Consider the following 22,572-nt stretch of genomic DNA (forward strand, 5'->3'; position numbering starts at 1 on the left):
GGCGCGGCGGAAGCGGACGGGAATCGAACCCGCCAGGCCGAGATACTCGACCTCCTCGGTTTTGAAGACCGGGGAGCCCACCAGGACTCAGACGCCTCCCTGCACCGCGGTGCACCTGCGCCTCCCAACCTATCGAATTAGATCGGTTCCCGGACCCGAGGTGTCGCCGAGCGCGACCAGTCTGCCGGTCAGCAGCAGCATGAGCGAGAGTCCCGGGCCGCGCACCTCCGGGCCGTCGCCGTGCTGCCAGTCGAGATCGGTGGCGACCCATCGCACGTCGGCGTCGACGGCGCGGAAGTGGCCGTGCGCCTTCGGACTGGTGAGGAAGTCCAGGACGATGCACTGCCGGCCGTCGGCGGGCCGATAGTCGATGGCCAGCGGACGACGGATGTCCTGGCCGTGCACGATGATGTCGGTCAGCGGTGTCGGCGCACCGAAACCGGGCGGGGTGAATTGGCGGGCGGCGCGTTCGGTGATCGTCTCGGGCAGTCGGTCGCCATAGGTGGAGACGACGTGGCTCGTCATGGCGAGATTGGCGCGGTCGAAGCTGCCGCGGGCCCGCAGCATCGCCAACCCGAACCGCCACTTCGGGACCACGAGCGGCAACGTCACGTGCGCGGCGACGTCGCGGACCGTCCAGCCCGCGCACAGCGACGGCGTCTGCCACTGCTCTGGGGTCAGGGTGGCGAGGGTCGCGGCCAGGGTGCGCCGTTCGTCGGCGATGGCGTCGAAGATCGCGTCGTCGGTTGTCACTCGATTCCTCCCACTCCCCGCTCGTTGAGGCTACTACGCTCGGCACCGTGACCACGACCAACGACAGTCCCGTCCGACTCACCGGTTACGCACACGGCGGAGGCTGTGCCTGCAAGATCCCACCCGGTGAGCTCGAGGCCGCCGTCGCCGGGCTGACCGGTCAAGCGAGCGACGACATCATCGTCGGACTCGACGACGGCGATGACGCGGCAGCCGTACGTATCCGGGACGACCTTGCCGTCCTGTCCACCGCCGACTTCTTCACGCCCGTCGTCGACGACGCCTACGATTGGGGCCGCATCGCCGCCGCGAACGCGCTCTCCGACATCTATGCGATGGGCGGGCGTCCGGTGGTCGCGATCAACCTCGTCGGCTGGCCGCGTGACCTACTGCCGATGGAACTGATGACCGAGGTGCTGCGCGGCGGACTCGCCGTCGGTGATGCGGCGGGATGTCCGGTGATCGGCGGACACAGCATCGACGACCCGGAACCCAAGTACGGCATGGCCGTGACCGGTGTGGCGGCGCCGGATCGACTCATCCGCAACGACGCCGCCGAACCCGGCCTGCCCATCACGCTGACGAAGCCGATCGGCGTTGGTCTGCTCAACAACCGCCACAAGCAGACCGGCGAGGTGTTCGACGAGGCGATCGCGTTGATGACCACCCTCAACCGGGACGCGTCGGTGGCCGCCGTCGACGCAGGCGTCCGCTCCGGCACCGACGTGACCGGCTTCGGGCTGCTCGGTCACCTGTTCAAGCTCTGTCGGGCCTCCCGTGTCGGCGCGGTGATCGACCGTGCCGCAGTTCCGGCGGTCGGCGGCTCGCTCGAGGCGCTGCGCGACGGCTACGTCTCCGGCGGCACCCGGCGCAATCTGGACTGGGTGCGGGACTCGCTGGAGGCGGGCGCGGGCGTCAGCGACGACGACCTGCTCTTCCTCGCCGACGCGCAGACCTCGGGTGGGCTGCTGCTCGTGGGGGAGGTGCCGGGGTATCCGGTGATTGGGGAGACGGTGGCCGGGGGTGGGATCAGGGTGCGATGAGCGGATTGACTATCCGCACCCCTCGTAACGTGGCTCCATCGGAGAGGTCCTCGGTCCAGAGCTCATCGCAGCCGGAGCGAGCAGCGGCCTCGAGGATCAGGGAGTCAAAGATGGACAGCTCGTGCGCGTCCGCGGTAGCCGCGGCTGCACGAACAAGGTCCGCGTCGGTGGGCACGACTTCGAGCCGCAGAGCGTTGAGCACACGAGCCGCGTCTGCGCGTGTACGTCCGAGTTTGCGCGTGAGCACCGAATGCAACTCGATGAGGACCTGCGTACTTATCAGGGCGTCGTCTGCGCAGTCGATGAACAATTCGCGGGCACGCGACTGCTTCGCCGGGAGACTGTCATCAAACTGGTAGGCAAGAAGATTCGTGTCCAAGAAGACCGTCATCGGTCGGCATTCTCCTCGGTATAGAGCTCATCACGTGTCCAGCCGTGTCCCTCACTCGATCCGCTGAGGTCGCGCGACAACGCAACGAAGTCGACGGCGGCACGACGGAGGCGTGAGTTCGCAGCGTCGGCGTCGGCGTATTCGCGAAGCTGCTGTGCAAGGTACTGATTGACCGACTCGCCACGTTCGATCGCGCGGATGCGAGCGCGCTTGAGCGTCGCGTCGTCGACGGTGATCGTCAGATTGGCCATATTTTTAGTGTAACCCTGATTCCGTGCTACACGGATCTAGAGAGTTCGCGTCTTTGCCGACGTCAACCACCCGTCGTGATCGAATCGTCGGTGATCCCCTTCGCCCGACGTTCGGCAAGCCGCCGCTTCTGCGGTTCGATGGTGTAGCGCGGGTCCTTGGCGGATTCGATGCCCGCCTCGAACACGCCGAATCGGGTGAATGCCGAGGCGGTGAGGAGAGCGAGTCCGGAGGCGACCGCGACCGGACGCGACCGGCCACCCAGCACCGCACCGAGGCCGCCGGCGACGGCGAGACGTTCGCTCCACCGCAACAGCTTTCCCGGACTGCCATGGTGGAGCGGTTCGGCCGCAACGGGATCCATGCGCGATTCCGTGTACTTCATCGCGGCGAGGTCGCCGACGACGCCGATCGTGGCGAGCGTGCGGGCCGGGCCGATCTCCGACGTTGGGGTGGTCACCATCGCCAGCCCGCTGGCGGCGAGGCTCGCCGAACTCACGAACACAAACGGCAGATCCCGATAGGCCGCATTCCACGTGGGGGTCGCGGTGTCGGACAACAGAACTGCGGTGTACACCGCCAGCGGCGGGCCGAGGAGGCCGGCACCCAAGCCGGCGGGACCCTCCACCGCGCTCAGTATCGGCCGCAGTGGTCCCAATGGCAGTCGACGCCCGGTCATGCGATCGACCTCACCGACCGTGGCCACGCCCAGCGCTCCGCTGAACGCGGAGAGAATCCAGGACCCGACACTCATCGGGGAGGTCACCTTGAAGGTGCGCAGCATGTTGTAGAAGCGATCTGGCCGGCCGAGGTCGGCGACCAGCGCGACCCCGCCCAGCGCGACAGCGGTGAGCCCGGACAGTCGAGCGTTGCGGCGCAATGTCGGTCGCCCCGTCAGCTGGGCGCCGGCGGCCAGCACACCCGAGCCGCCGGCGACGCCGCCGAGGAACAGATACGCCGCCACCTCATGCCCCCACGGCGCGGGCTTGACGACGGGATGTCCGTAGTACGAGGTGAACTCGGGTTCGGGCACCATCATCATCTCGCGGGTACCGTCACCCTGACCGAAGCCGTTGCGGCGCTTCGGTTTGGATCCGCGGCGCCGCTTGCGGGGCGGCTCCGGCGGCCGGAACGAGTCGAACTCCGACGATGTCATCGGCCACCCCGCAGGAACGAGACGGCAGCTGCGGCAAGCATTCCCGCGGCCGCGATGCCGGCGCGCTTGTACATCGTCATCAAGTCGGCGGTGCACACTCGCGGGTCGGGCGGCAGTCCGTACACCTCGGGTTCGTCGAGGAGCAGGAACACCGAACCGGTGCCGCCGACACCGTCATTCTCGTTGGCGCCATACAGTCTCGCCTCGGTCATGCCCTGCGCGTGCAGCTGCGCGACGCGTTCGCGGGCGTCGGCGACGAGGTCGTCGTGGTCGCCGAACTTGATCGACGTGGTGGGGCAGGTCTTGGCGCAGGCGGGTGTCTCGTCGTCGACCAGTCGGTCGTAGCAGAGGGTGCACTTCTGGGCGACACCACGTTTGGGCACCGGTGGTTGTTCACCCTTGCGCTGTCCCTCGCGGGTGGTGGGGGCGGCGGTCCCGTCGGCGCGGCGCTCGACGACGCCGAACGGACAACCGGCGACACAGGTTCCACAGCCGTTGCACACGTCGTCCTGCACGACCACGGTGCCGAACTCGGTGCGGAACAGCGCCCCGGTCGGGCAGACGTCGAGGCAACCGGCGTGGGTGCAGTGTTTGCAGACGTCGGAGGCCATGAGCCAACGGAATTCGGGGGTGTCGGGGGGCGTCGCGTCCGGCTGTGGGGGCACTGTCGGCATACCCAGCATCGTCAGGGCCCGCCCTGATTCCCGTGCTGCGGCAATACGTTCGGCGTCCTGTTCGATGAACGCCACGTGCCGCCAGGTACTGGCGCCGAGGGAGACGGTGTTGTCGTAGGACATGCCGGTCAGTTCGAGGTCACCGTCGCGCGGGTTGCGGTTCCACTCCTTGCACGCCACCTCGCAGGCCTTGCAGCCGATACAGATCGACGTGTCGGTGAAGAACCCCTTGCGGTGCTCGTGGATCTGCCAGTGCGCGTCGGCGCTCGGGTCGGTCGGTCCGGAGAGTTGTCCCATCAGTCCTGCCCCTCTCGCTTCGGATCGGTGACCCGGACATTGTCGGTTTCCACCGTGACCCCGGCACGCTCCTGATAGGACCGCACCAACTCCAGCAATGCAGCACCCTGTGGTCGGCGGCCGGGAATGACATCGCAGGAACCGACCTTCGACTCCTGGATCTGCACATTCGGGTCCAGGGTGACGCCGATGAGATCGTTGGCGGCATCACCGCTGACCACCGCATGACTGCCCACACCCCAATGGTAGGGAAGGCCCACCTGCTCGACGGTTCGCCCGTTGATGGTCAACGATTTCACGCGGTCGGTGACCAGCACGCGCGCCTCGATCGCCGCGCGCGGCGAGATGATCGTCGCCCAGCCCTCGTTGGTCAGGCCGCGTCGGGCCGCCAATTCTGGTGACACCTCACAGAACATCTCCGGCTGTAGTTCGGCCAGATAGGGCGACCAGCGACTCATGCCGCCCGCGGTGTGGTGTTCGGTGAGTCGGTAGGTGGTGAACACGAACGGATACACGTCCGAGCCGGGCGCGTCGCCGCTGGGCGCGTCGAGGTTGTCCGGCCGCGCGAAGATCACCCGCGCCGGCGCCTGCTGCTGGGGATACAGCGCATTGGTCACCGGCGACTCCTGCGGCTCGTAGTGCGCCGGGAGCGGGCCGTCGACGAGCCCCTTCGGAGCGAACAGCCAGCCCTTGCCGTCGGCCTGCATGATGAACGGGTCGTCACCGCAGAGTGCTTCGGCGCCACCGAGTTCCGGGTCGGGTCGGGCGCCGGGGGCGCGGTCGATGGGGAAGTCCGGTACGTCGGGTCCGGTCCACCGGCCGGCGTCGGCGTCCCACCACATGTACCGTTTGCGGTCGCTCCAGGGTTTGCCGTCCGGGTCGGCGGAGGCGCGGTTGTAGAGGATGCGTCGATCGGCCGGCCACACCCATCCCCACTCGGACTGGGTGAGTCCGGTGCCGCCGTGCGGAACACGTCGTGCCGCTTGGTTTTTCGCGTCCGCGTAGATGCCGGTGTAGATCCAGCAGCCGCCGGCGGTCGATCCGTCGGCCCGCATCTGCCCGTAGCTCGACAGCGCCTTCCCCGCATCAGGCCCGGACACGTGGTAGCCGTTGATCTCACGCAACACCGCCTCGGGATCGGGGTTGCCGTGTGCGTCGGGCGGGTATTCCCAGGTCAGGTCGAGCAGGGGACGGTCACGTTCGTCGTCGGAATCGGCCAGTCGCGCCCGAATACGTTGGCCGAGTTCGTAGAAGAAGTCGAGCTCACTCTGCGCCTGGCCCGGCGGCTGCACCGCCTGATGCCGCCACTGAACCATGCGCTGGGTCTGGGTGAACGAGCCGGCCTTCTCCACATGCGTGGCCGCGGGCAGGAAGAACACCTCGGTGGCGATGTCCTCGGTGCGCAGTTCGCCCGACTCGATCTCGGGTCCTTCCTTCCACCACGTCGCCGACTCGATCATGTTGAGATCCCGGACGACGAGCCATTTCAGGTGACTCATCGCCAACCGCTGCTGGCGCCCGTTGGCCGATCCGACGGCCGGATTCTGGCCCAGGATGAAGTAGCCGTCGACCTTGTCGTCGAGCATGTTGACCACGGTCTGATAGGTACCCGCAGGACCATCGAGCTTGGGTAACCGGTCGAAGCACCAGTCGTTCTCAGCGGTGGCGGCGTCACCGAACCACGCCTTGAGCAGGCTCACCACATAGGTGTCGGCATACGCCCAATAGCCTTTCTGCTGCTTGGAGGCGATCGACGCGACGTAGTCGGCGAAGCTGTCGTGCCGACCCACCGACGGCATCGGCAGGTAACCGGGTAGCAGGTTGAACAGCGTGGGGATGTCGGTCGAGCCCTGGATGCTGGCGTGTCCACGCAGCGCCATGATCCCGCTGCCGGGACGACCGACGTTGCCCAGCAACAACTGCAGGATCGCCGCAGTCCGAATGAACTGCGCACCAAGCGTGTGCTGCGTCCAGCCGGTGGCGTAACCGAAGCAGGTGGTGCGTTCGCGTCCCGAGTTGTCGGTGATCGACCCTGCGAGGTAGTCGAATTCGTCAACCGAGATGCCGCACATGTCGCGCACCATCTCCGGGGTGTACCGGGCGAAATGCCGTTTGAGGATCTGGAACACAGTCCGCGGATGTTCGAGGGTCTCGTCGCGCTGCACCCGAGGGTGCTCGAGCGGGGGGCCGCCGGAACCATGTTCATCACCGGCCGCACGCGCCGACGCACTCGCGCCGTGTTCGTCGTCACCGGGCGAGCCGATGCCGCCGTTGCCCTCGTCGTAGGCCCAACTCGACAGGTCGTATTTGCCGGTCTCCGGATCGAATCCGGAAAACAGCCCGCCGAGATCCTCGGTGTCCCGATAGTCCTCGGTGATCAGCGTGGCGGCGTTGGTGTAGGCGACGACATACTCCCGGAAGTACTTCTCGTTGCAGATCGCGTAATTGATCAACGCGCCGAGCAGCACCACGTCGGATCCGGCGCGGATGGCGATGTGCCGATCGGCGACCGCCGAGGTCCGCGTGAAACGGGGATCGACGTGGATGACCCGCGCGCCGCGTGCCTTGGCCTCGGACACCCATTGGAAACCCACCGGGTGTGCCTCGGCCATGTTGCCGCCCATGAGCACGATGCAATCAGCTTCTGCCATGTCCTGGAGAGATTGTGTGGCGCCGCCGCGTCCAAAGGAAGCTCCCAAACTGGGAACGGTGGCGGAGTGTCATATGCGGGCCTGGTTCTCGATCTGGATGGCGCCGGCCGCGGTGAAGAGCTTCTTGATCAGATAGTTCTCTTCGTTGTCCAGGGTGGCGCCGCCCAGCGAGGCGATCCCCATGGTGCGCCGCAGGATTCGACCCTGCTCGTCGTGGTCTTGCCAGCCGTTGCGGCGGGCCTCGACGAACCGGTCGGCGATCATGTCGATCGCGGTGTGCAGATCGAGATCCTGCCACTCGGTGGCGTACGGTGCGCGATAGCGAATCGTGGTCTGCCGCATCGGGTTGTTGACCAGCTGCTCGCTCGACGCGCCCTTCGGGCAGAGACGGCCACGGGAGATCGGCGAATCGGGATCGCCCTCGATCTGCACGACCTTCTCGTCCTTGACGTATACCTTCTGCCCGCAGCCCACGGCGCAGAACGGACACACACTCTGTACGACCCGGTCAGCGGTTGTCGTGCGCGGCGCCACCGAACGGGTCTTGGCCGACGTCACCGCCGGACCACGCCCGAAGACATCGCCGGACCGCAATTGACGGAACACCGGCCATTCGAGGGGGCTGAAGGGCACGGTGTGAGTCTACTCAGAGGCCGAGCGCACCGTGCGCGACCGCAGAAGATCCCGTCGGGCCGGACTCGCCGATCTTATGTGCCAGCGCCAGGAACAGTGTCGCGGTGGTCATCGCATCGCCGAGTGCATGGTGCGGCGTGAACACCGGAAGCCCCAACGCGGTCGCCGCGTACTCCAAGGAGACCACTGTGCCGCTGTCGTCGATCCCGAGCGCATGCCGCGCCAGGACCTCGGTGTCGATGACCGGCGAGTCGAAAACGAGGTAGGCGTCGCGAAACGCCGTGGTGAGGAAGCGACGTTCGATCGACGCGCAATGCGCCACCAGCACATTGCCCCGTAGCAACGCGTCCAACGTGGTCAGGCACTCGTCGAGGGGCGGGGCCTCGGCCAGATCCTGAGCCCGCAGCCCATGCACCCGTACCGCGGCATCGGAGACGGGGCAGGAGGGATGTACCAGTCCGTAGCGCGATTCGGCGTTGTGGATGACGCCGTCCCGGATCACCACCGCACCGAACGCGACGATCTGATCGCGCCGCCAATCCAATCCGGTGGTCTCGAGATCGACGACGACATACGTCCGGCTCTGCCAGTCCGGTCCGAGCGGTGTCGGCGAGGCAGCAACGGCAGATTTCCGTCGGAAACGTCGGATCATGTCAACTGCCTCCGGTGACGTAACGATTGGCCGCGAGTCGATCCTGGATCTGGTTGACAGATCGGAACGCCGCGCGCAGATTTCGTCGTTCGAGGGTGTCGAGAGTACTCGGTTCGATTGCCGATTTCATCGGCTCGGCGTTCTCGACGGCATGCACCTGACTCTCCAGCACCAGTTGGTAGAACAGGGTGAATGCGCCGGTGAGGGTGTCGGCCTCGTCAGTGGTGAGCAGGCCGCTCGCGTGTGCCCGGTCGAGTCGGGTCGTCGTCGATCCGGTGGCGTCCCCGGCCCGCAATGCCAGGGTTCGGGCAAGCGCGGCAATGGGTCGCAGTCCGGACTTCTTGATGTTGAGGTGTCGCTTGCGATCTCCGATGTGTCCGACGACGAACTCGCGGACGAATCCGGACGGTGGGCGTTCGGCGCCGGCGAACCCGATCATGGCGCGGACGTAGGTGTCGCGGCCGATACCTGTCGTCAGTGCGTTCCGCAGCGTGATCTCGAGTCCGCGATGGCCACCGATCGGGCGCGCGTCGAGCATCGTCGACGCCAACAGAAGATTGTCGGTGGAACCCGGATCCCGGCGCCAGCTGTCGGCGGCTGAATGCCAGTCGCCGACAGACCGATTGAACAGCCGGTTCGACGCGTTGAGGCCCTGCGGGCAGGCCGACAGACCGTAGGAGGGGAGGGCATCGATGAGGAATTCGGATGCCGCGGCGGTCTGTGCCGGTGTGGGCGGGTCGCCGGTCGCGGCCGTCGGCTGGTACCAGATGAGTGCCGTGTCGACGTCGGAGTTGAGCAGTGGCTCCCGTCGACCGTGGGAACCGGCCAGTAGCCAACAACATTCGAGGCGCGCGAACAGGTCGTCGGTGGTCAATTCGACGGTCCGTCGGATCAGCGCCTCGACCATGGTGGAGTAGATCGCGCCCAGATGCAGGGCAGGCACGCCGGAATGCCACAGGTCGATCACCGTGGGCACGATCAGCGCGCCGGCGGCGACCAGATCGGCGGACGAGCGGGCCGTGGCGATCGCGCTGCGTGCCACCAACGGGTCCCGCACATCGGACGCGGCGATGTCGACGACCCGGGCGACACCGTTCGGTGTGCCGCCGGGGTCGGTGGTGATCAGATGATGAATGCCCTTGTCCACCATGAACAGAAACGCCGCACTCACGGTCGCGTCGTCGGGGATCGTCACCGCGGGAACGCTGGCGATCGACTCGATGGGGTCGGCGCCAGAGGTGTTGCCGGTCGCGAAGCGCGCCCGAAAGTCGGCGTCGGTGACAATCCCGATCTCGTTGCCGCGCAGAAAGACCGCGCAGGAACGGCGCGCCTCGGTCATCTGCTGCGCGACACCGCTGATGGAGTCGGTCGGTGTGCACCACAGCGGGGGAGCGGTGAGATCACGCACCGGGCGATCGAGACGAGCGAATCCCCCGTGCGGGGTCAGTGTGTCACGACGGTCGGCGATTGGTTCGTAGTACGAGAACCGGAGACGGTGTGGTTCGGCGACGATGCCGCGGGGATCGGGGAGGCGGTAGCAGAGGGTGTCCTCGACGGCGCGGACCGTGAACGACAGCGGCCGCCCGGAGAACATCGACACATACCCGAAGGAGTCGCCCACCGACAGCAGGTCGAAGGGCCGGACTCCGGCGTCGAGCAGTTCCACCGCGCCGGTGCGGATCACGTAGAGCGAGTCCGACGGCGGATCGTCCTCGGTCAGTATCGTCGTGCCCGCGGTGTAGTACACCACCTCGACCTGCTGGGCGAGGCTGTCCAGATCGTCGGAACCGAGTCGATCGTAAGGCGATTGCGAGCCCAGGAACTCCACAAACTCGCGCATCGTCGGTGTCCCTTTCTCGTCGGTTGAAGTCTGAAACCCAAAAGATATATGAGAATGGAAAACACAGTCCGACAATTCGGACTTGTTGTTGACAGCGGTACCAACCGGCGTCATTCTGTTGCGTACAGAACAACACAAAGCCTTTAATGCAACAGATATGGCCGAATGGTGGACGGTATCCACCGATGCTCACGCGGCAGTGAGCAGTAGCGCGCTGCCCCTCCCACCGCCTCTGAGATCGGAGCGGCCGGTTCTGTTCAACCGCCCATGACCCAGCTGACCGGCGCGCATACTTTCCGGAGTCGAATGAGACCGAACAGGAGTCACCGATGAGCGGCACGAATCCCGACCCGATCCTCTGCATCGACGGCACGTGGCGGCACGCCTCCGACGGCGGCACCCGCGACATCATCAACCCGGCCGACGGTAGCGTCGTCGCAGTGGTCGACGAGGCGAGCGCCGACGACGGCCGGGCGGCGATCGCGGCGGGGCGGGGGGCGTTCGACGAGTCGTCGTGGCGGGACACCACGGTGGCCGAGCGTTCGGCGCTACTCGACCGGATAGCCGACCTCCTCCTGCGTGATCGCGACGAGATCGCCCGGGCGGAAACCCTCGACACCGGAAAGACCCTGCGCGAGAGTCACATCGACATCGACGATGTGGTATCGGTGTTCCGGTACTACGCGAAACTGGTTGCCGTGGAGTCGGATCGGCTAGTCGATGTCGGAGACCCGACCATCGTCAGCCGGGTTGTCCACGAACCCGTCGGTGTCTGCGTGCTGATCGCTCCGTGGAATTACCCGCTGCTGCAGATCGTCTGGAAGATCGCGCCCGCCCTCGCCGCCGGATGCACGATGGTGGCCAAGCCCAGCGAGGTGACGCCGTTGAGTACCATCGCGCTGATCCGGCTGGCCGAGGAGGCCGGGGTCCCACCGGGCGTACTCAATCTCATCCAGGGCAGCGGTGCGGTGATCGGCGACGCGCTCACCGATTCGCCCGACGTCGACATGATCTCCTTCACCGGCGGGGCGTCGACCGGCGCGCACATCGCCGCCGTCGCCGCACCACACGTCACCCGGGTGGCACTCGAACTCGGCGGCAAGAATCCGCACATCGTGTTCGCCGATGCGGATCGCGACGCCGCCCTCGACGCCGTGATCACCGGTGTCTTTCTGCATTCCGGACAGGTCTGCTCGTCCGGCACACGGTTGATCATAGAGGAATCGATCGCCGACGAGTTCGTGGCCGCGCTGGTGCCACGGGCCCAGGCCATCCGGTTCGGCGACGGCCTCGACGATGCGAGCGAGACCGGCCCCCTGGTCTCACAATCCCACCGGGACAAGGTCGAAGGCTATGTGGCGCTCGGCATCTCCGAGGGGGCCACCTTGGTCACCGGCGGTGAGCGTCCTGCCGACGACGAGTTCGCGAAGGGCAGCTATTTCCCGCCGACCATCCTCGACAACTGCGACAGGTCGATGCGGGTGGTGCAGGAGGAGACCTTCGGACCGATCCTGACCGTGGAGCGCTTCGCCAGCGAACGCGAAGCCATCGAACTCGGCAACGACACCTCCTACGGTCTCGCGGCCGGCGTCCGCACCGCCGACACCGCACGAGCCGAACGAGTCGCGCGTGCGCTCCGGCACGGCACCGTCTGGATCAACGACTTCGGTGTCTATACCGCCGCCGCGGAGTGGGGCGGCTTCGGCAAGTCGGGCAACGGACGCGAACTGGGTCCCACTGGACTAGCAGAATATCAAGAGGCCAAACATATCTGGACCAACACGGCACCGAAGGAGGTGGGCTGGTTCACTGCGTGAGCACCTTCCGGGGCACCGTCGCCCGTCCCTTGCCAGACCAGAGAGCACATCCATGACAATCCCAGCCCAACAGTCTTCCGACGAGGGTGGTCTCGACGACTTCGGTTACCGAGAGTCCTTGGACCGCAGCATCGGAAAGTTCGCCAGCTTTGCCGCCGGTGTCAGCTACATCTCCATCCTCACCGGCACCTTCCAGCTCTTCTACTTCGGCTTCGGCACAGCCGGACCCGCCTACCTGTGGTCGTGGCCGATGGTGTTCGTCGGCCAGATGGCTGTCGCACTGTGCTTCATGGAACTCGCCGCGAAGTACCCGGTCGCCGGGTCGGTCTACAACTGGTCCAAGGCACTCGCCAGCCGGGTCGTCGGCTGGTCGTCGGGCTGGCTGATGTTGACCGCGTCGATCGTTACCCTGTCCGCGGTTGTGCTTGCGCTGCAACTCAACCTGCCCCGCCTGTGGAGCGGTTTCCAGATCATCGGCGACGGCTCGACCCCGTCGAGTTTCGCGGCCAACGCGGTGCTCCTCGGTAGTGTGCTGATCCTGTTCACGACGTTGGTGAATGCGCTCGGTGTGAAACTCATGGCGATGATCAACAGCGCGGGCGTGTTCATCGAGCTGATCGCCGCGGTGCTCATCGCGATCATCCTGGCGTGCAACATTACTCGAGGACCGAGCGTGTTCTTCTCCACGAATGGCTACGGCGCAGGCGAATCCGGTGGTTACCTGAGTGCCTTCCTGGTCGCGTCGCTCGCGTCGGGATACGTGATGTACGGATTCGACACCGCGAGTTCGCTCGGCGAGGAAACCGTCGAGCCACGGCGCACCGCACCCAAGGCGATCCTGCGGGCGATCCTCGCGTCCTTCGTCATCGGCGGGGCGATCCTGGTATTCGCCATCTTGTCGGCACCCGATCTCGACGACCCGAAGATCGGCCAGAGCGACGGCGGTCTGCAGTACATCGTCGAGCAGGTGATGTGGGGTCCGCTGGGCACGATCTTCTTGATCTGCATCGTCGTCGCCGTCACCGTCTGCTCGCTCGCGGTGCACACCGCCGCCATCCGCCTCACCTTCGCCATGGCGCGCGACAACGCACTTCCCTTCGGGGAGAAGCTCGCCCGGGTCAATCCGAAGACCCAGACCCCGATCATTCCGGCGGTCGTCATCGGTCTGATCGCGATTCTGATCCTGGTGATCAACATCAGCCAGCCCAAGATCTTCACGGTGCTGACGTCCATCGCGATCATCATGATCTACATGGCCTACCTGATGGTCACCGGTCCGCTACTCAAGAAGCGGCTCAGGGGCGAATGGCCGCCGAAAGACCTTGCCGCAGGTGGCTATTTCACCATGGGGAAGTGGGGTCTACCCGTCAACATCTTCGCCGTGCTGTGGGGCGTCGGGATGGCGCTGAACCTCGCGTGGCCACGGACTGCGGTCTACGGCTCACCCTGGTACAACACCTGGGGTGCCTTCGTCTACATCGGCATCATCCTCGGCTCCGGCCTGATCTGGTACGCCCTCAAGGGGCGCCACCACATCGGCACCCTCGAATCCCATGCGGCGGAGAAAGTGAACTGAAACTCTATGTCTGACAACACGAACACCTTCGACTACGTGATCGCCGGTGGTGGCACCGCCGGGTGCGCGCTGGCGGCGCGACTGTCCGAGGATCCCGATGTCACGGTCTGTTTGGTCGAGGCCGGTCCCAGTGACGTCGGCGACGACAACATCCTGGTTCTCAACCAGTGGATGCATCTCCTCGATTCGGGGTATGACTGGGATTACCCGATCGAACCGCAGGAGCGCGGCAACAGCTTCATGCGACATGCTCGGGCCAAGGTGCTCGGCGGCTGTTCCTCGCACAACTCGTGTATCGCGTTCCACCCACCCGCGGAAGGGCTTGACGAGTGGGAAGCCATGGGCGCCACCGGATGGGGTGCCAAGGATGTGTTGCCCTACGTCAAACGAGTCGAACGCAACGACGCCGAGGGTGACCACGGCCATGACGGGCCGGTCCGCCTGCGTGACGTCCCACCCAACGACCCCTGTGGCGCAGCAGTTCTGGAATCCGCGGCAAAGGTCGGACTGCCGACAGTGCAATTCAACCGCGGATCGACCGTGGTCAAGGGCGCCGGCTGGTTCCAGATCAACGCTGACGAGGACGGCACCCGCATGTCGACGTCGCACGCCTACCTGCATCCGATCCTTGATACCCGCACCAACCTCGAAGTGCGGACCAACTGTTGGATCAGCGAGATCCTGTTCGACGACGAGGGCGGCGCCACCGGCGTCCGCTATCAGCGACCGGATCTCACCGGCTACGACGAGGTGCACGCCCGGCGTGAAGTGGTGGTAACCGCAGGCGCCATCGACACGCCGAAGCTGTTGATGCTGTCGGGAATCGGTCCGGCCGATCACCTCACGGAGATGGGCATCCCGGTACGAGTCGACTCACCGGGAGTCGGGTCCAATCTCGACGATCACGTTGAAGGACTGGTGTTCTGGGAGGCGTCGCGTCCCATGGTCACGTCGTCGACCCAGTGGTGGGAGATCGGCCTGTTCACCACCACCGTCGACGGCCTCGACCAGCCGGATCTGATGATGCACTACGGCAGCGTCCCGTTCGACATGAACACCCTGCGCTGGGGCTACCCGACCACCGACAACGGATTCTGCCTGACACCCAATGTGACACAGGGGAAATCGCGCGGCACGGTGCGGCTGCGGTCGCGTGATTTCCGGGACCGCGCCAAGGTGGACCCCAAGTACTTCACCGATCCCGACGGCCATGACGAGCGGGTCATGCTCGCCGGTATCAAACTGGCCCGCGAGATCGCCGCGCAGGAGCCACTGAAGTCATGGATCGCACGGGAACTCGCGCCGGGACCCGACGCTGTCACCGATGACGACATCATCGACTACATCCACAAGACCCACAACACCGTCTATCATCCGGCCGCCACCGCCCGGATGGGCGCCGTCGACGATCCGATGGCGGTGCTGGATCCGGAGTTGCGGGTCAAGGGAGTCCACCGGCTGCGGGTCGTGGATGCCTCGGCAATGCCGAAACTGCCGGCCATCAACCCGAATATCACTGTCATGACGATGGCGGAGAAGGCTGCTGACCTGATTACCGCCGCGCGATCCAGGTCGTCTTGAGGCCGGTGAACTTCTCGATCGCGTGGATGGAGAGGTCGCTGCCATAGCCCGACGCGCCGAACCCGCCGAACGGCGTGCCCGGTGAGAGTGCATCAACGGTGTTGATGGACACGGTGCCGGCCTGCAGCGCATCCGACATCCGCAGTGCCCGATCGAGATCGGCGGTCCACGCGGAGGCGGCAAGGCCGTAGGGAGTGTCGTTGGCCAGTGCGATGGCCTCGGCCTCGGTGTCGAAGGGGATCACTGCGAGCAGCGGCCCGAAGATCTCGTCGGTGACGACGGTGGAGTCGGTCGGCAGGTCCACCACGACGGTGGGTTCCATGAAATTGCCGACCGTACCGATCTGATTGCCACCCAAGGCGATCCGTCCGTCGAGGCGTGCCCGCTCGACATAGCGAAGCACGAGGTCCAGCTGTTTGCGCGACACCATTGACCCGGCCGTCGACGCGGCGTCCAGCGGGTCGCCGGGCCGGTAACCGGCGGCCTTTTCGATGACCTTGGCGACGAACTCGTCGAGGATCTCGCGTTGTACGAGCAGGCGGCTGTTGGCCGAGCACACCTCGCCCTGGTTGCCGAAGATGCCGAAGCAGGCCATCGCGGCGGCGTGGTCGAGGTCGGCGCAGTCGGCGAACACGATGTTCGGGCTCTTGCCGCCGCACTCGAGCCAGACCTGCTTCATGTTGGATTCGGCGCTGTAGGCCAGGAACTTCTTGCCAACCTCGGTGGAACCGGTGAAGGTCAGGCAGTTCACGTCGGGATGCACTCCGAGCGCACGTCCGGCAGTGGCACCGAGGCCGGGCACCACATTGAACACGCCGGGCGGGATACCCGCGTCCAGCGCGATCTCGGCCATCCGCAGCGCGGAGAGCGGTGACTCCTCGGCCGGCTTGAGGACGACCGTGTTGCCGGCCGCCAAGGCAGGCGCCACCTTCCACGCGGCGATGTCGAGCGGGAAGTTCCACGGCACCACCGCACCGACAACACCGAGCGGCACGCGACGCACCAGAGCGATACTGCCATCGGCGGTGGGTGGCAGTTCACCGGCCACCTTGTCGGCGGCTTCCCCGTAGAAGCGGAAAACCGCTGCCGCACCGGGTACCTCGACCGCGACCGAATCGCGGATCGGCTTACCCATCTCCAGCGTCACCAAGAGCGCGAGTTCTTCGGTGTGCTGTTCGAGGAGATCGGCGAATCGATTCAGGATCACACCGCGCTCGCTGGCGGAGAGTCCCGACCAGCGTCCGTCATCGAACGCCCGGCGGGCGGCGGCGACAGCGGCGTCGACGTCGGCGCTGTCACCGGCCGCGACCGAAGCGAGGACCTCGTCGGTGGCGGGGTTGACGACATCGAACGTGTCACCCGATTCCGCGGGCACCTGACGGCCGTCGATGACTGCGGCAGTGGGGAACTTGATCGAGGTGGCACGGTCGTACCAATCGATGGCGGTGAGGTCAGACATGGTGGGTCTCCGGTCGGCGCGAAGGGACGGTTCAGGCGAGGTACAGGGCGAACTGCTTGAGCAGCGTTTCGGTCACGCGGTATTCGCCGCGCCACCCTCGACGCAGCGTGAAGGCCTCGCCGGCCGAATAGGTATGTGCAACACCGTCGTCGCCGGTCAGGGTGACCGATCCCGCGAGCACGCGGGCATATTCGTCGCCGGGGTAGGACTCGATGAACTCGGTGTAGGGCTGCGCTTCCCAGGAACCGATGATGAACTTCTCGTCGTCGCTGGCAAGGTGGATGGCCTCGCGTTCGCGCGGGTCGCCGGCCCGCAGCGTCTCGGCGGTGACGTAGGCGCTCGGGGTCATGGCGGAGCGTGCGGTGTCGTCGGCGGGGATGAGTTCCGGGGTGGTCAGTGCGGTGGTGGTCATGTGAGATGTCCTTTCGGTGGTGGGTGATTCGGCAGCTCAGCCGACGGATTCGGTGAGGGTGGGTTGCGTCAATGCGGCGGGGTTTTCGTCGGTCGCGATGACACGACGGCCGCAGAGGTAGCCGGCGATCGCGATGAGGGTGAGGACACCCAGCGTGCCGAGGGTGAAGACCTCGAATCGCATCCGGGACACGCCCCAGGCATCGAGGAAGGCGTAGTCGATGCCGAAGAGGTGCTCGAGGGTTCCGGGGAACACCGCCACCCACACGCCCAGCGCCGCCCAGAAGGTGGTCAGCGCAACGGCAATCGTCATGCCGAGACGGCCGCCGGGCACCGCGTAGGGGCGCGGTGTGCTCGCTTGAGTGAAGCGCAGCCGCAGGGCCGCGGGGAAGACGAACAGGTAGGCGACCAGCGAGGTGGAGATGGTGATCGTCAGGACGACGGTGAACGTGGCTGCGCTGTCGCCGCCGGAGAAGATGACGCCGACCACCATGAAGGCGAGAGCGACTGCGCCGGTGAAGAGTCCCACCCGCATCGGTACGTCGGTGCGCTCGTCGAACTTGGCGAAGTAGGGGAAGAATCCGCCATCACCCGCGGCGACGGCCAGGGCACGGTTGGCGGCCATGGCCCAGGTGGCGCCGGTGATGCCGAGGCTCAGGATGAATGCGATCACCGCGAGTTTCACCAGAACCGAAGCGGCTGGACCGAATACGCCGAACACGGTGTTGACCGCGGCCATGAAGCCGGCGATGCCGGTGATCTTGTCGGCGGGCAGTACCAGGAGCAGCGACAGGACCGGGAGGGCGTAGACGAGGATGCCGACGAAGCCGCCGATCGCGATGCCACGCGGAACATCGCGCTGCGGGTTGGTCATCTCACCGCCGGCCTGGCTTGGAACCTCGAAGCCGACGAGCGAGAACAGCAGCAGCGGAACGAGTCCCAGGAAGCCGGTCATGGTCGGCGACCAGGAGACCGCACCGATGCCGTGGAAGCCGTGCTGGATGCCGTAGACGAGGGTGGTCACCAGGAATGCGGCGGCCAGGATGAGCTTGAGGTAGGTGCCGATGCGGAAGATGACGCGGGCGCGGCGCATCGACAGCAGCGTGATGGCGACCGAGCCGAGGACGAACGCCACCTTGAAGATGAAGTCGCCCGCGGTGCCGTCGCCGATCGGGTGGATGAAGCTGCTCCACGCCTGGGCGCTGATGAAGGCGAGTGAGCCGCCGATCCACAGCGGATTGATCGACCAGTACATGATCGTGGCGAGTGACCCGGCGAGGCGGCCGAACGCCCGCTTCACCCACTCATAGAGGCCACCCTCTTCCGGGAAGGCGCTACCGAGTTCGGCGGTGACCAGGCCGTACGGAATCATCCACAGCAGCGCGAGGACGAGCAGCCAGGTGAAGGTCTGGCCGCCGAACGACGAGATCTCGCCGACCATGTCCAGGCTGATCAGCGCGGACAGGATCATGACGGGGACGTCGAAGCGCTTCAGCGAGTGTCGGAGGTGTACCTCGGTGGACAAATCGGTGGGTGATCCCATATCGCAACTCCTGCTCAGAATGGGGGCGCTGTGATGCGTACAACAAGCTTGTGGGACCACAGAGCATCTGTACAGTCGGTCTTTTCTTGCTTTAGTATCGGTCTAGTCGATCCAATGGTGGGTGGGCGTAGAACGAGGTGAATGATGGCCGATTACACGTTGCGGCAGCTGGAATATTTCGTCGCGGTGGCCGAGGCCGGCAGCATCACGCGGGCCGCGTCGGCGGTGCATCTCTCGCAGTCGGCGATGTCCACGGCGTTGACGGATCTCGAAGGCGCGCTGGGTGTTCAGCTGTTGGTGCGACACCACGCCAAGGGCATCACGCTCTCACCCGCAGGCCGCGAGTTGTTGGTGGCGAGTCGTCAGTTGTTGGCCTCGGCCGCCGACCTGCGGTCGGTCGCGCAGGGGCTGGGTGGATCGCTGGCCGGCAGCCTGTCGATCGGCTGTTTTGAGGTGACCGCGCCGTATCTTCTGCCCGAGCTGCTCGCGACGGCTGCGGAGAAGCTGCCGAAGCTCGAGTTGCAGATCTCCGAGGTCGATCTCGCAGATCTTGCCGAGGGCGTCGCCGACGGCACCTTCGAGCTGGGCATCGGCTACGACCTCGTCGACGACCCACGACTCAAGCGGTGGCCGCTACGGACCCTGCCGCCCTACGTGTTGGTCGCCGGCGATCACCGACTGGCCAAGCGTCGCACCGTAGCGCTGGCCGACCTCGCCGACGAACCGATGGCGCTGCTCGATCTCCCACACAGCCGCGACTACTTCCGCCGCGTCTTCGCCGAGGCCGACGTCACCCCGAACGTCCGGTACCGCTCGACGACGGTCGAGACCTGTCGCGCCCTGGTCGGCCGCGGTCTCGCCTACACCGTGCTCAACCTTCAGTCCGCGGTACCGATGGCGCTCGACGGCCACCAGGTCGCGGCGGTCCCGATTGCCGACGACGTTCCCGCGCTGACCATGGTGTTACTGAATGCCGTTGCCGCCAAGCCGACCCGCCGCGCGACTGTCGTCGCGGAGCTGTGCCGGGATCTCTTCGGCAGCGGTGCCCCCACCGTTCCCTGACCCAGCGCGCCCACAGCAACCACTTTCACGCCCACAGCAACCACTTTCCCGCCCACAGCAACCACTTCTGCGTCGACAGCAACCACTTTCGCGTCGACAGCAACCACGTCCGGTCAGAGAGTATGTGCTCGCGACTCGAGATTTCTTGTCGGTGGCCGGAGGTAGTGTCCTGGTCAGCAGGAAAGCAGATGACGAAAGACTTCCGCCGCCACGATCTTCGGGCCTGATCGGTGACCAACGATGACGAGTTCCTGCGCCGCTGTTCGCCGTTGGTCTTTTCGGAAGGAGTCATGAGCCCAATCGCTACCCGAGCGCGGCAGCCGCCCGAACTTGTCGGGGGTCGGTGATACAACAAGGCCAGTCAACGACGCGAGCAACCATCTGAGCAGTTTCCACGCGTAGCACCTTCACGCGCACCCGACGCAGATCGGGACCGCGCATGTTCTTTGAGAACTCAATAGTGTGAACCGGGGTACACCTCGACGCTCGCGGGCTCTCCGGGGGAGGAGGTCCGCGAGCGTCGGGTGGTTGGGGTCGAGCCGAGTGGTGTTACACGGTGACGACAGGAGCCCGGTAGACAGGCTCGATCGACAACTGGGTCACTTCGCGGCGGAACGGCACCGGGTCGTCGTTCTTCGGTACGTCGAGGTCCTCGGCGTAGCGGTGACCGGACCAGACCGCCGCCGCGATCGTCGATGGCGCCCAGGCGTCGCCGATGCCGGAGACGCTGCGCACGCCGGCGGCGGCCCACTCGTCCTGGCGATCGTGCAGCGCGGTGTACAGCTCGTCGTGGGGGAGTCGTGCGGTCACCATCACGACCGCGTCGGCATCGAGATGCCCGGTCCGGCCGGTGAAGCGGCATGCGGTGTCGACGCCGCCGGCGGTGACAGCGGTGACAGCGGTGTCGGTGCGGACCTCCACACCGGCTTCGATGATGCGGGCCCGGATGCGGTGGGCTTCCATGGTGTTGGTCGTCCACTGCGAGACCTGCGGCACCGGTGTCACCAGGGTGACCGAATAGCCTTCCTTGGCAAGGAGTTCGGCGATGACGGCGCCGAGGTAATAGTGGTCGTCGTCGAACAGGACGATGCGATTGCCCTGGGGGCGCAGTCCGGCCATGATGTCGTCTGGGGTGAGCACCTCGGTGGCCGTATCGACGTCGATCGAATGGGTGTGCCAGCGACCCACGCCGTCGTGGCGCCACGATGACCCGGTCGCGACGACGACGTGGTCGAAGCCGTACTCCAGGATGTCCTGCTCGGTCATCGGCGACTCGCGGTAGACCTCGACGTTGTCGAGCCGGTCGAGCTGCTGCAGGCGGTAGTCGATGACGCGGATCCACGCGGACAGGCCGGGCAGTTTCGACTCGCGGGCGACACGGCCGCCGAGGACGCGACTGGCCTCGGTGAGGGTGACGGGGTAGCCGCGATTGCCCAGTGCGCGAGCCGCTTCCAGGCCGGCCGGGCCGGCGCCGACCACCAGCACCGACGATTCGGTGGCGGCCGGCGCGATGCGCTCGGGATGCCAGCCGCGCCGGAACTCCTCGCCCATCGTCGGGTTCTGGGTGCAGCGGATCGGCGACATGGTGAAGTCACCGGAGACACACATGTTGCAGCCGATGCACTCGCGGATGTCCCCGAGGTCGCCGCGTTCGATCTTGTTGGGCATGAACGGATCCGCGATCGAGGGCCGCGCGGCGCCGATCAGGTCGAGGATGCCGCTCTTCACGTGGCGGACCATGGTGTCCGGCGAGGTGAATCGGCCGACGCCGACGACCGGCTTGGTGGTGAACTGCTTCAGGCCGGCGACGAACGGTTCCTGCTCGGCCTCGGGGCCGAAGCGGGAGGTGACCGAGTCGTCCTCCCAACTGCCCAGGACCAGGTCCCACAGGTCGGGGTGTTCGCCGATGAGACCGAAGACGTCCTCCATCTCGGCGCGGGTGATGCCGTCGTCGCCGAGGAGTTCGTCGACCGAGATGCGGCACGCGACCGCGGCCTTGCCGTCGGCGATCTCGCGGGTGTCCTCGAGGATCTCGCGGATCAGCCGAACGCGGTTCTCCAGACTGCCGCCGTATTCGTCGGTGCGGTTGTTGTAGCGGGGAGAGAGGAAGTGGTGCAGTCCGCCGATGGCGTGCCCGGCGTAGACATAGACGATGTCGTAGCCGGCCTTGAGTGAGCGGTGCACCGAATCGGCGTGCCATTTGCGGAGATCGACGATGTCGGCCTTGGTCATCGCGCGGGCCTGCACCGGGTCGAGGTTCCACGACACGACGGGCAGATGCTGCGGGCCGAGCGGGGTCTCACGGCTGATCAGGTTCGGGCTGTTGAGTCCGTTGTGCGCGAGCTCGATACCGGCGAGCGCACCACCCTCGTGGATCTGGTCGGCGATGCGGGCGATGGCCGGCATGTCCTGGTCGTCCCAGAGCCGAAGCTCGATGAACGGACCGATGTCGGAGGTGGGATGGATCTCGACCTGCTCGGTACAGACCACGGCCCAGCCACCCTCGGCCTTGACGCGACGCATCGCGGCCTCGCCCGACGGATCGCGGTATCCCATGCCGTTGCAGTGCGGCACCTGGAAGAACCGGTTGCGAGCGGTGACCGGTCCGATCTGAACCGGTTCGAACAAGATGTCGTAGCGGGGGTCGCGCATGAGAGTCTCCGTCGAAAGATGGTGTGGGTCGAAAGGTGATGTGGTCAGCCGGGCTGCGGCCTCATTCTTTGATCTCAATCGCAAAGAATGATTCGACGGTATCGCGGTTAGTGCGGAGGTGAAAGCCGTAAC

Annotated in this window: 17 protein-coding genes and 1 tRNA gene; 5 read left to right on the plus strand and 13 right to left on the minus strand. The window is 66.0% G+C overall.

The features are described 5' to 3' along the window. Positions 1 to 7 precede the first annotated feature (7 nt). Both AAFP30_RS00720 and AAFP30_RS00725 read right to left on the minus strand, forming a co-directional pair. A tRNA-Sec gene (locus tag AAFP30_RS00720) sits at positions 8 to 99 on the minus strand. A 30-nt stretch (positions 100 to 129) separates the two neighbouring features. Next, the gene (locus AAFP30_RS00725; protein ID WP_419227912.1) at positions 130 to 753 is read right to left on the minus strand and encodes a maleylpyruvate isomerase family mycothiol-dependent enzyme; all 624 of its coding nucleotides are present in this window, start codon (positions 751 to 753) and stop codon (positions 130 to 132) included. 47 nt (positions 754 to 800) lie between these two features. Here AAFP30_RS00725 and selD point away from each other — a divergent pair, with 47 nt between their 5' ends. Then, positions 801 to 1,796, plus strand: a complete 996-nt coding sequence (selD, locus tag AAFP30_RS00730) for a selenide, water dikinase SelD (RefSeq protein WP_419227913.1) — start codon at positions 801 to 803, stop codon at positions 1,794 to 1,796. Here selD and AAFP30_RS00735 read toward each other — a convergent pair. The 7 genes from AAFP30_RS00735 to AAFP30_RS00765 form a co-directional block, all read right to left on the minus strand. Beyond that, a complete protein-coding gene (locus AAFP30_RS00735) occupies positions 1,783 to 2,187 on the minus strand; it encodes a PIN domain-containing protein (protein ID WP_419227914.1) in 405 nt (134 codons plus the stop codon). The genes selD and AAFP30_RS00735 overlap by 14 nt on opposite strands. Further along, entirely contained in the window at positions 2,184 to 2,438 is a 255-nt protein-coding gene (locus tag AAFP30_RS00740; RefSeq protein WP_419227915.1) for a hypothetical protein, read from the minus strand. The genes AAFP30_RS00735 and AAFP30_RS00740 overlap by 4 nt, the downstream gene beginning before the upstream one ends. Positions 2,439 to 2,500: 62 nt before the next feature. Next, positions 2,501 to 3,592 carry an NrfD/PsrC family molybdoenzyme membrane anchor subunit gene (nrfD, locus tag AAFP30_RS00745; protein ID WP_419227916.1) on the minus strand — a complete coding sequence of 364 codons (1,092 nt, stop codon included), beginning with the start codon at positions 3,590 to 3,592 and terminating at the stop codon, positions 2,501 to 2,503. Further along, a complete protein-coding gene (locus AAFP30_RS00750) occupies positions 3,589 to 4,563 on the minus strand; it encodes a 4Fe-4S dicluster domain-containing protein (RefSeq protein ID WP_419227917.1) in 975 nt (324 codons plus the stop codon). The genes nrfD and AAFP30_RS00750 overlap by 4 nt, the downstream gene beginning before the upstream one ends. Further along, positions 4,563 to 7,847 carry a formate dehydrogenase gene (gene fdh / locus AAFP30_RS00755; RefSeq protein ID WP_419227918.1) on the minus strand — a complete coding sequence of 1,095 codons (3,285 nt, stop codon included), beginning with the start codon at positions 7,845 to 7,847 and terminating at the stop codon, positions 4,563 to 4,565. The genes AAFP30_RS00750 and fdh overlap by 1 nt, the downstream gene beginning before the upstream one ends. Positions 7,848 to 7,860: 13 nt before the next feature. Next, entirely contained in the window at positions 7,861 to 8,499 is a 639-nt protein-coding gene (locus tag AAFP30_RS00760; protein ID WP_419227919.1) for a PolC-type DNA polymerase III, read from the minus strand. Position 8,500: 1 nt separating this feature from the next. Then, positions 8,501 to 10,339 carry a putative nucleotidyltransferase substrate binding domain-containing protein gene (locus tag AAFP30_RS00765; protein WP_419227920.1) on the minus strand — a complete coding sequence of 613 codons (1,839 nt, stop codon included), beginning with the start codon at positions 10,337 to 10,339 and terminating at the stop codon, positions 8,501 to 8,503. A 329-nt stretch (positions 10,340 to 10,668) separates the two neighbouring features. Here AAFP30_RS00765 and AAFP30_RS00770 point away from each other — a divergent pair, with 329 nt between their 5' ends. The 3 genes from AAFP30_RS00770 to AAFP30_RS00780 are packed head-to-tail and all read left to right on the plus strand — an operon-like array spanning position 10,669 to position 15,313. Next, positions 10,669 to 12,156 (plus strand): aldehyde dehydrogenase family protein, encoded by a 1,488-nt coding sequence (locus AAFP30_RS00770; protein ID WP_419227921.1) that lies wholly within the window; start codon positions 10,669 to 10,671, stop codon positions 12,154 to 12,156. Between the two features lie 52 nt (positions 12,157 to 12,208). After that, positions 12,209 to 13,732: an APC family permease gene (locus AAFP30_RS00775; RefSeq protein WP_419227922.1), complete on the plus strand. Its 1,524-nt coding sequence runs from the start codon at positions 12,209 to 12,211 to the stop codon at positions 13,730 to 13,732. A 6-nt stretch (positions 13,733 to 13,738) separates the two neighbouring features. After that, positions 13,739 to 15,313, plus strand: coding sequence for a GMC family oxidoreductase (locus AAFP30_RS00780; RefSeq protein WP_419227923.1), 1,575 nt, complete (start codon positions 13,739 to 13,741; stop codon positions 15,311 to 15,313). Here the strand turns inward: AAFP30_RS00780 and AAFP30_RS00785 are convergent. Genes AAFP30_RS00785 through AAFP30_RS00795 form a run of 3 tightly spaced genes read right to left on the minus strand, consistent with a single transcriptional unit; the run spans position 15,285 to position 18,726 of the window. Continuing rightward, positions 15,285 to 16,772 carry an aldehyde dehydrogenase gene (locus AAFP30_RS00785; protein ID WP_419227924.1) on the minus strand — a complete coding sequence of 496 codons (1,488 nt, stop codon included), beginning with the start codon at positions 16,770 to 16,772 and terminating at the stop codon, positions 15,285 to 15,287. The genes AAFP30_RS00780 and AAFP30_RS00785 overlap by 29 nt on opposite strands. 31 nt (positions 16,773 to 16,803) lie before the next feature. Then, a complete protein-coding gene (locus AAFP30_RS00790) occupies positions 16,804 to 17,184 on the minus strand; it encodes a cupin domain-containing protein (RefSeq protein ID WP_419227925.1) in 381 nt (126 codons plus the stop codon). Between the two features lie 36 nt (positions 17,185 to 17,220). After that, on the minus strand, positions 17,221 to 18,726 hold the full coding sequence (locus AAFP30_RS00795; RefSeq protein WP_419227926.1) for an APC family permease: 1,506 nt from the start codon (positions 18,724 to 18,726) through the stop codon (positions 17,221 to 17,223). A 144-nt stretch (positions 18,727 to 18,870) separates the two neighbouring features. Between AAFP30_RS00795 and AAFP30_RS00800 the strand changes: the two genes are divergently transcribed. Then, positions 18,871 to 19,788, plus strand: coding sequence for a LysR family transcriptional regulator (locus tag AAFP30_RS00800; protein ID WP_419227927.1), 918 nt, complete (start codon positions 18,871 to 18,873; stop codon positions 19,786 to 19,788). Positions 19,789 to 20,337: 549 nt separating this feature from the next. Here AAFP30_RS00800 and AAFP30_RS00805 read toward each other — a convergent pair. After that, entirely contained in the window at positions 20,338 to 22,440 is a 2,103-nt protein-coding gene (locus AAFP30_RS00805) for an FAD-dependent oxidoreductase (RefSeq protein ID WP_419227928.1), read from the minus strand. Positions 22,441 to 22,572 lie beyond the last annotated feature (132 nt).

This window comes from Gordonia sp. CPCC 205515, from assembly GCF_048537925.1.
Taxonomy (GTDB): domain Bacteria; phylum Actinomycetota; class Actinomycetes; order Mycobacteriales; family Mycobacteriaceae; genus Gordonia.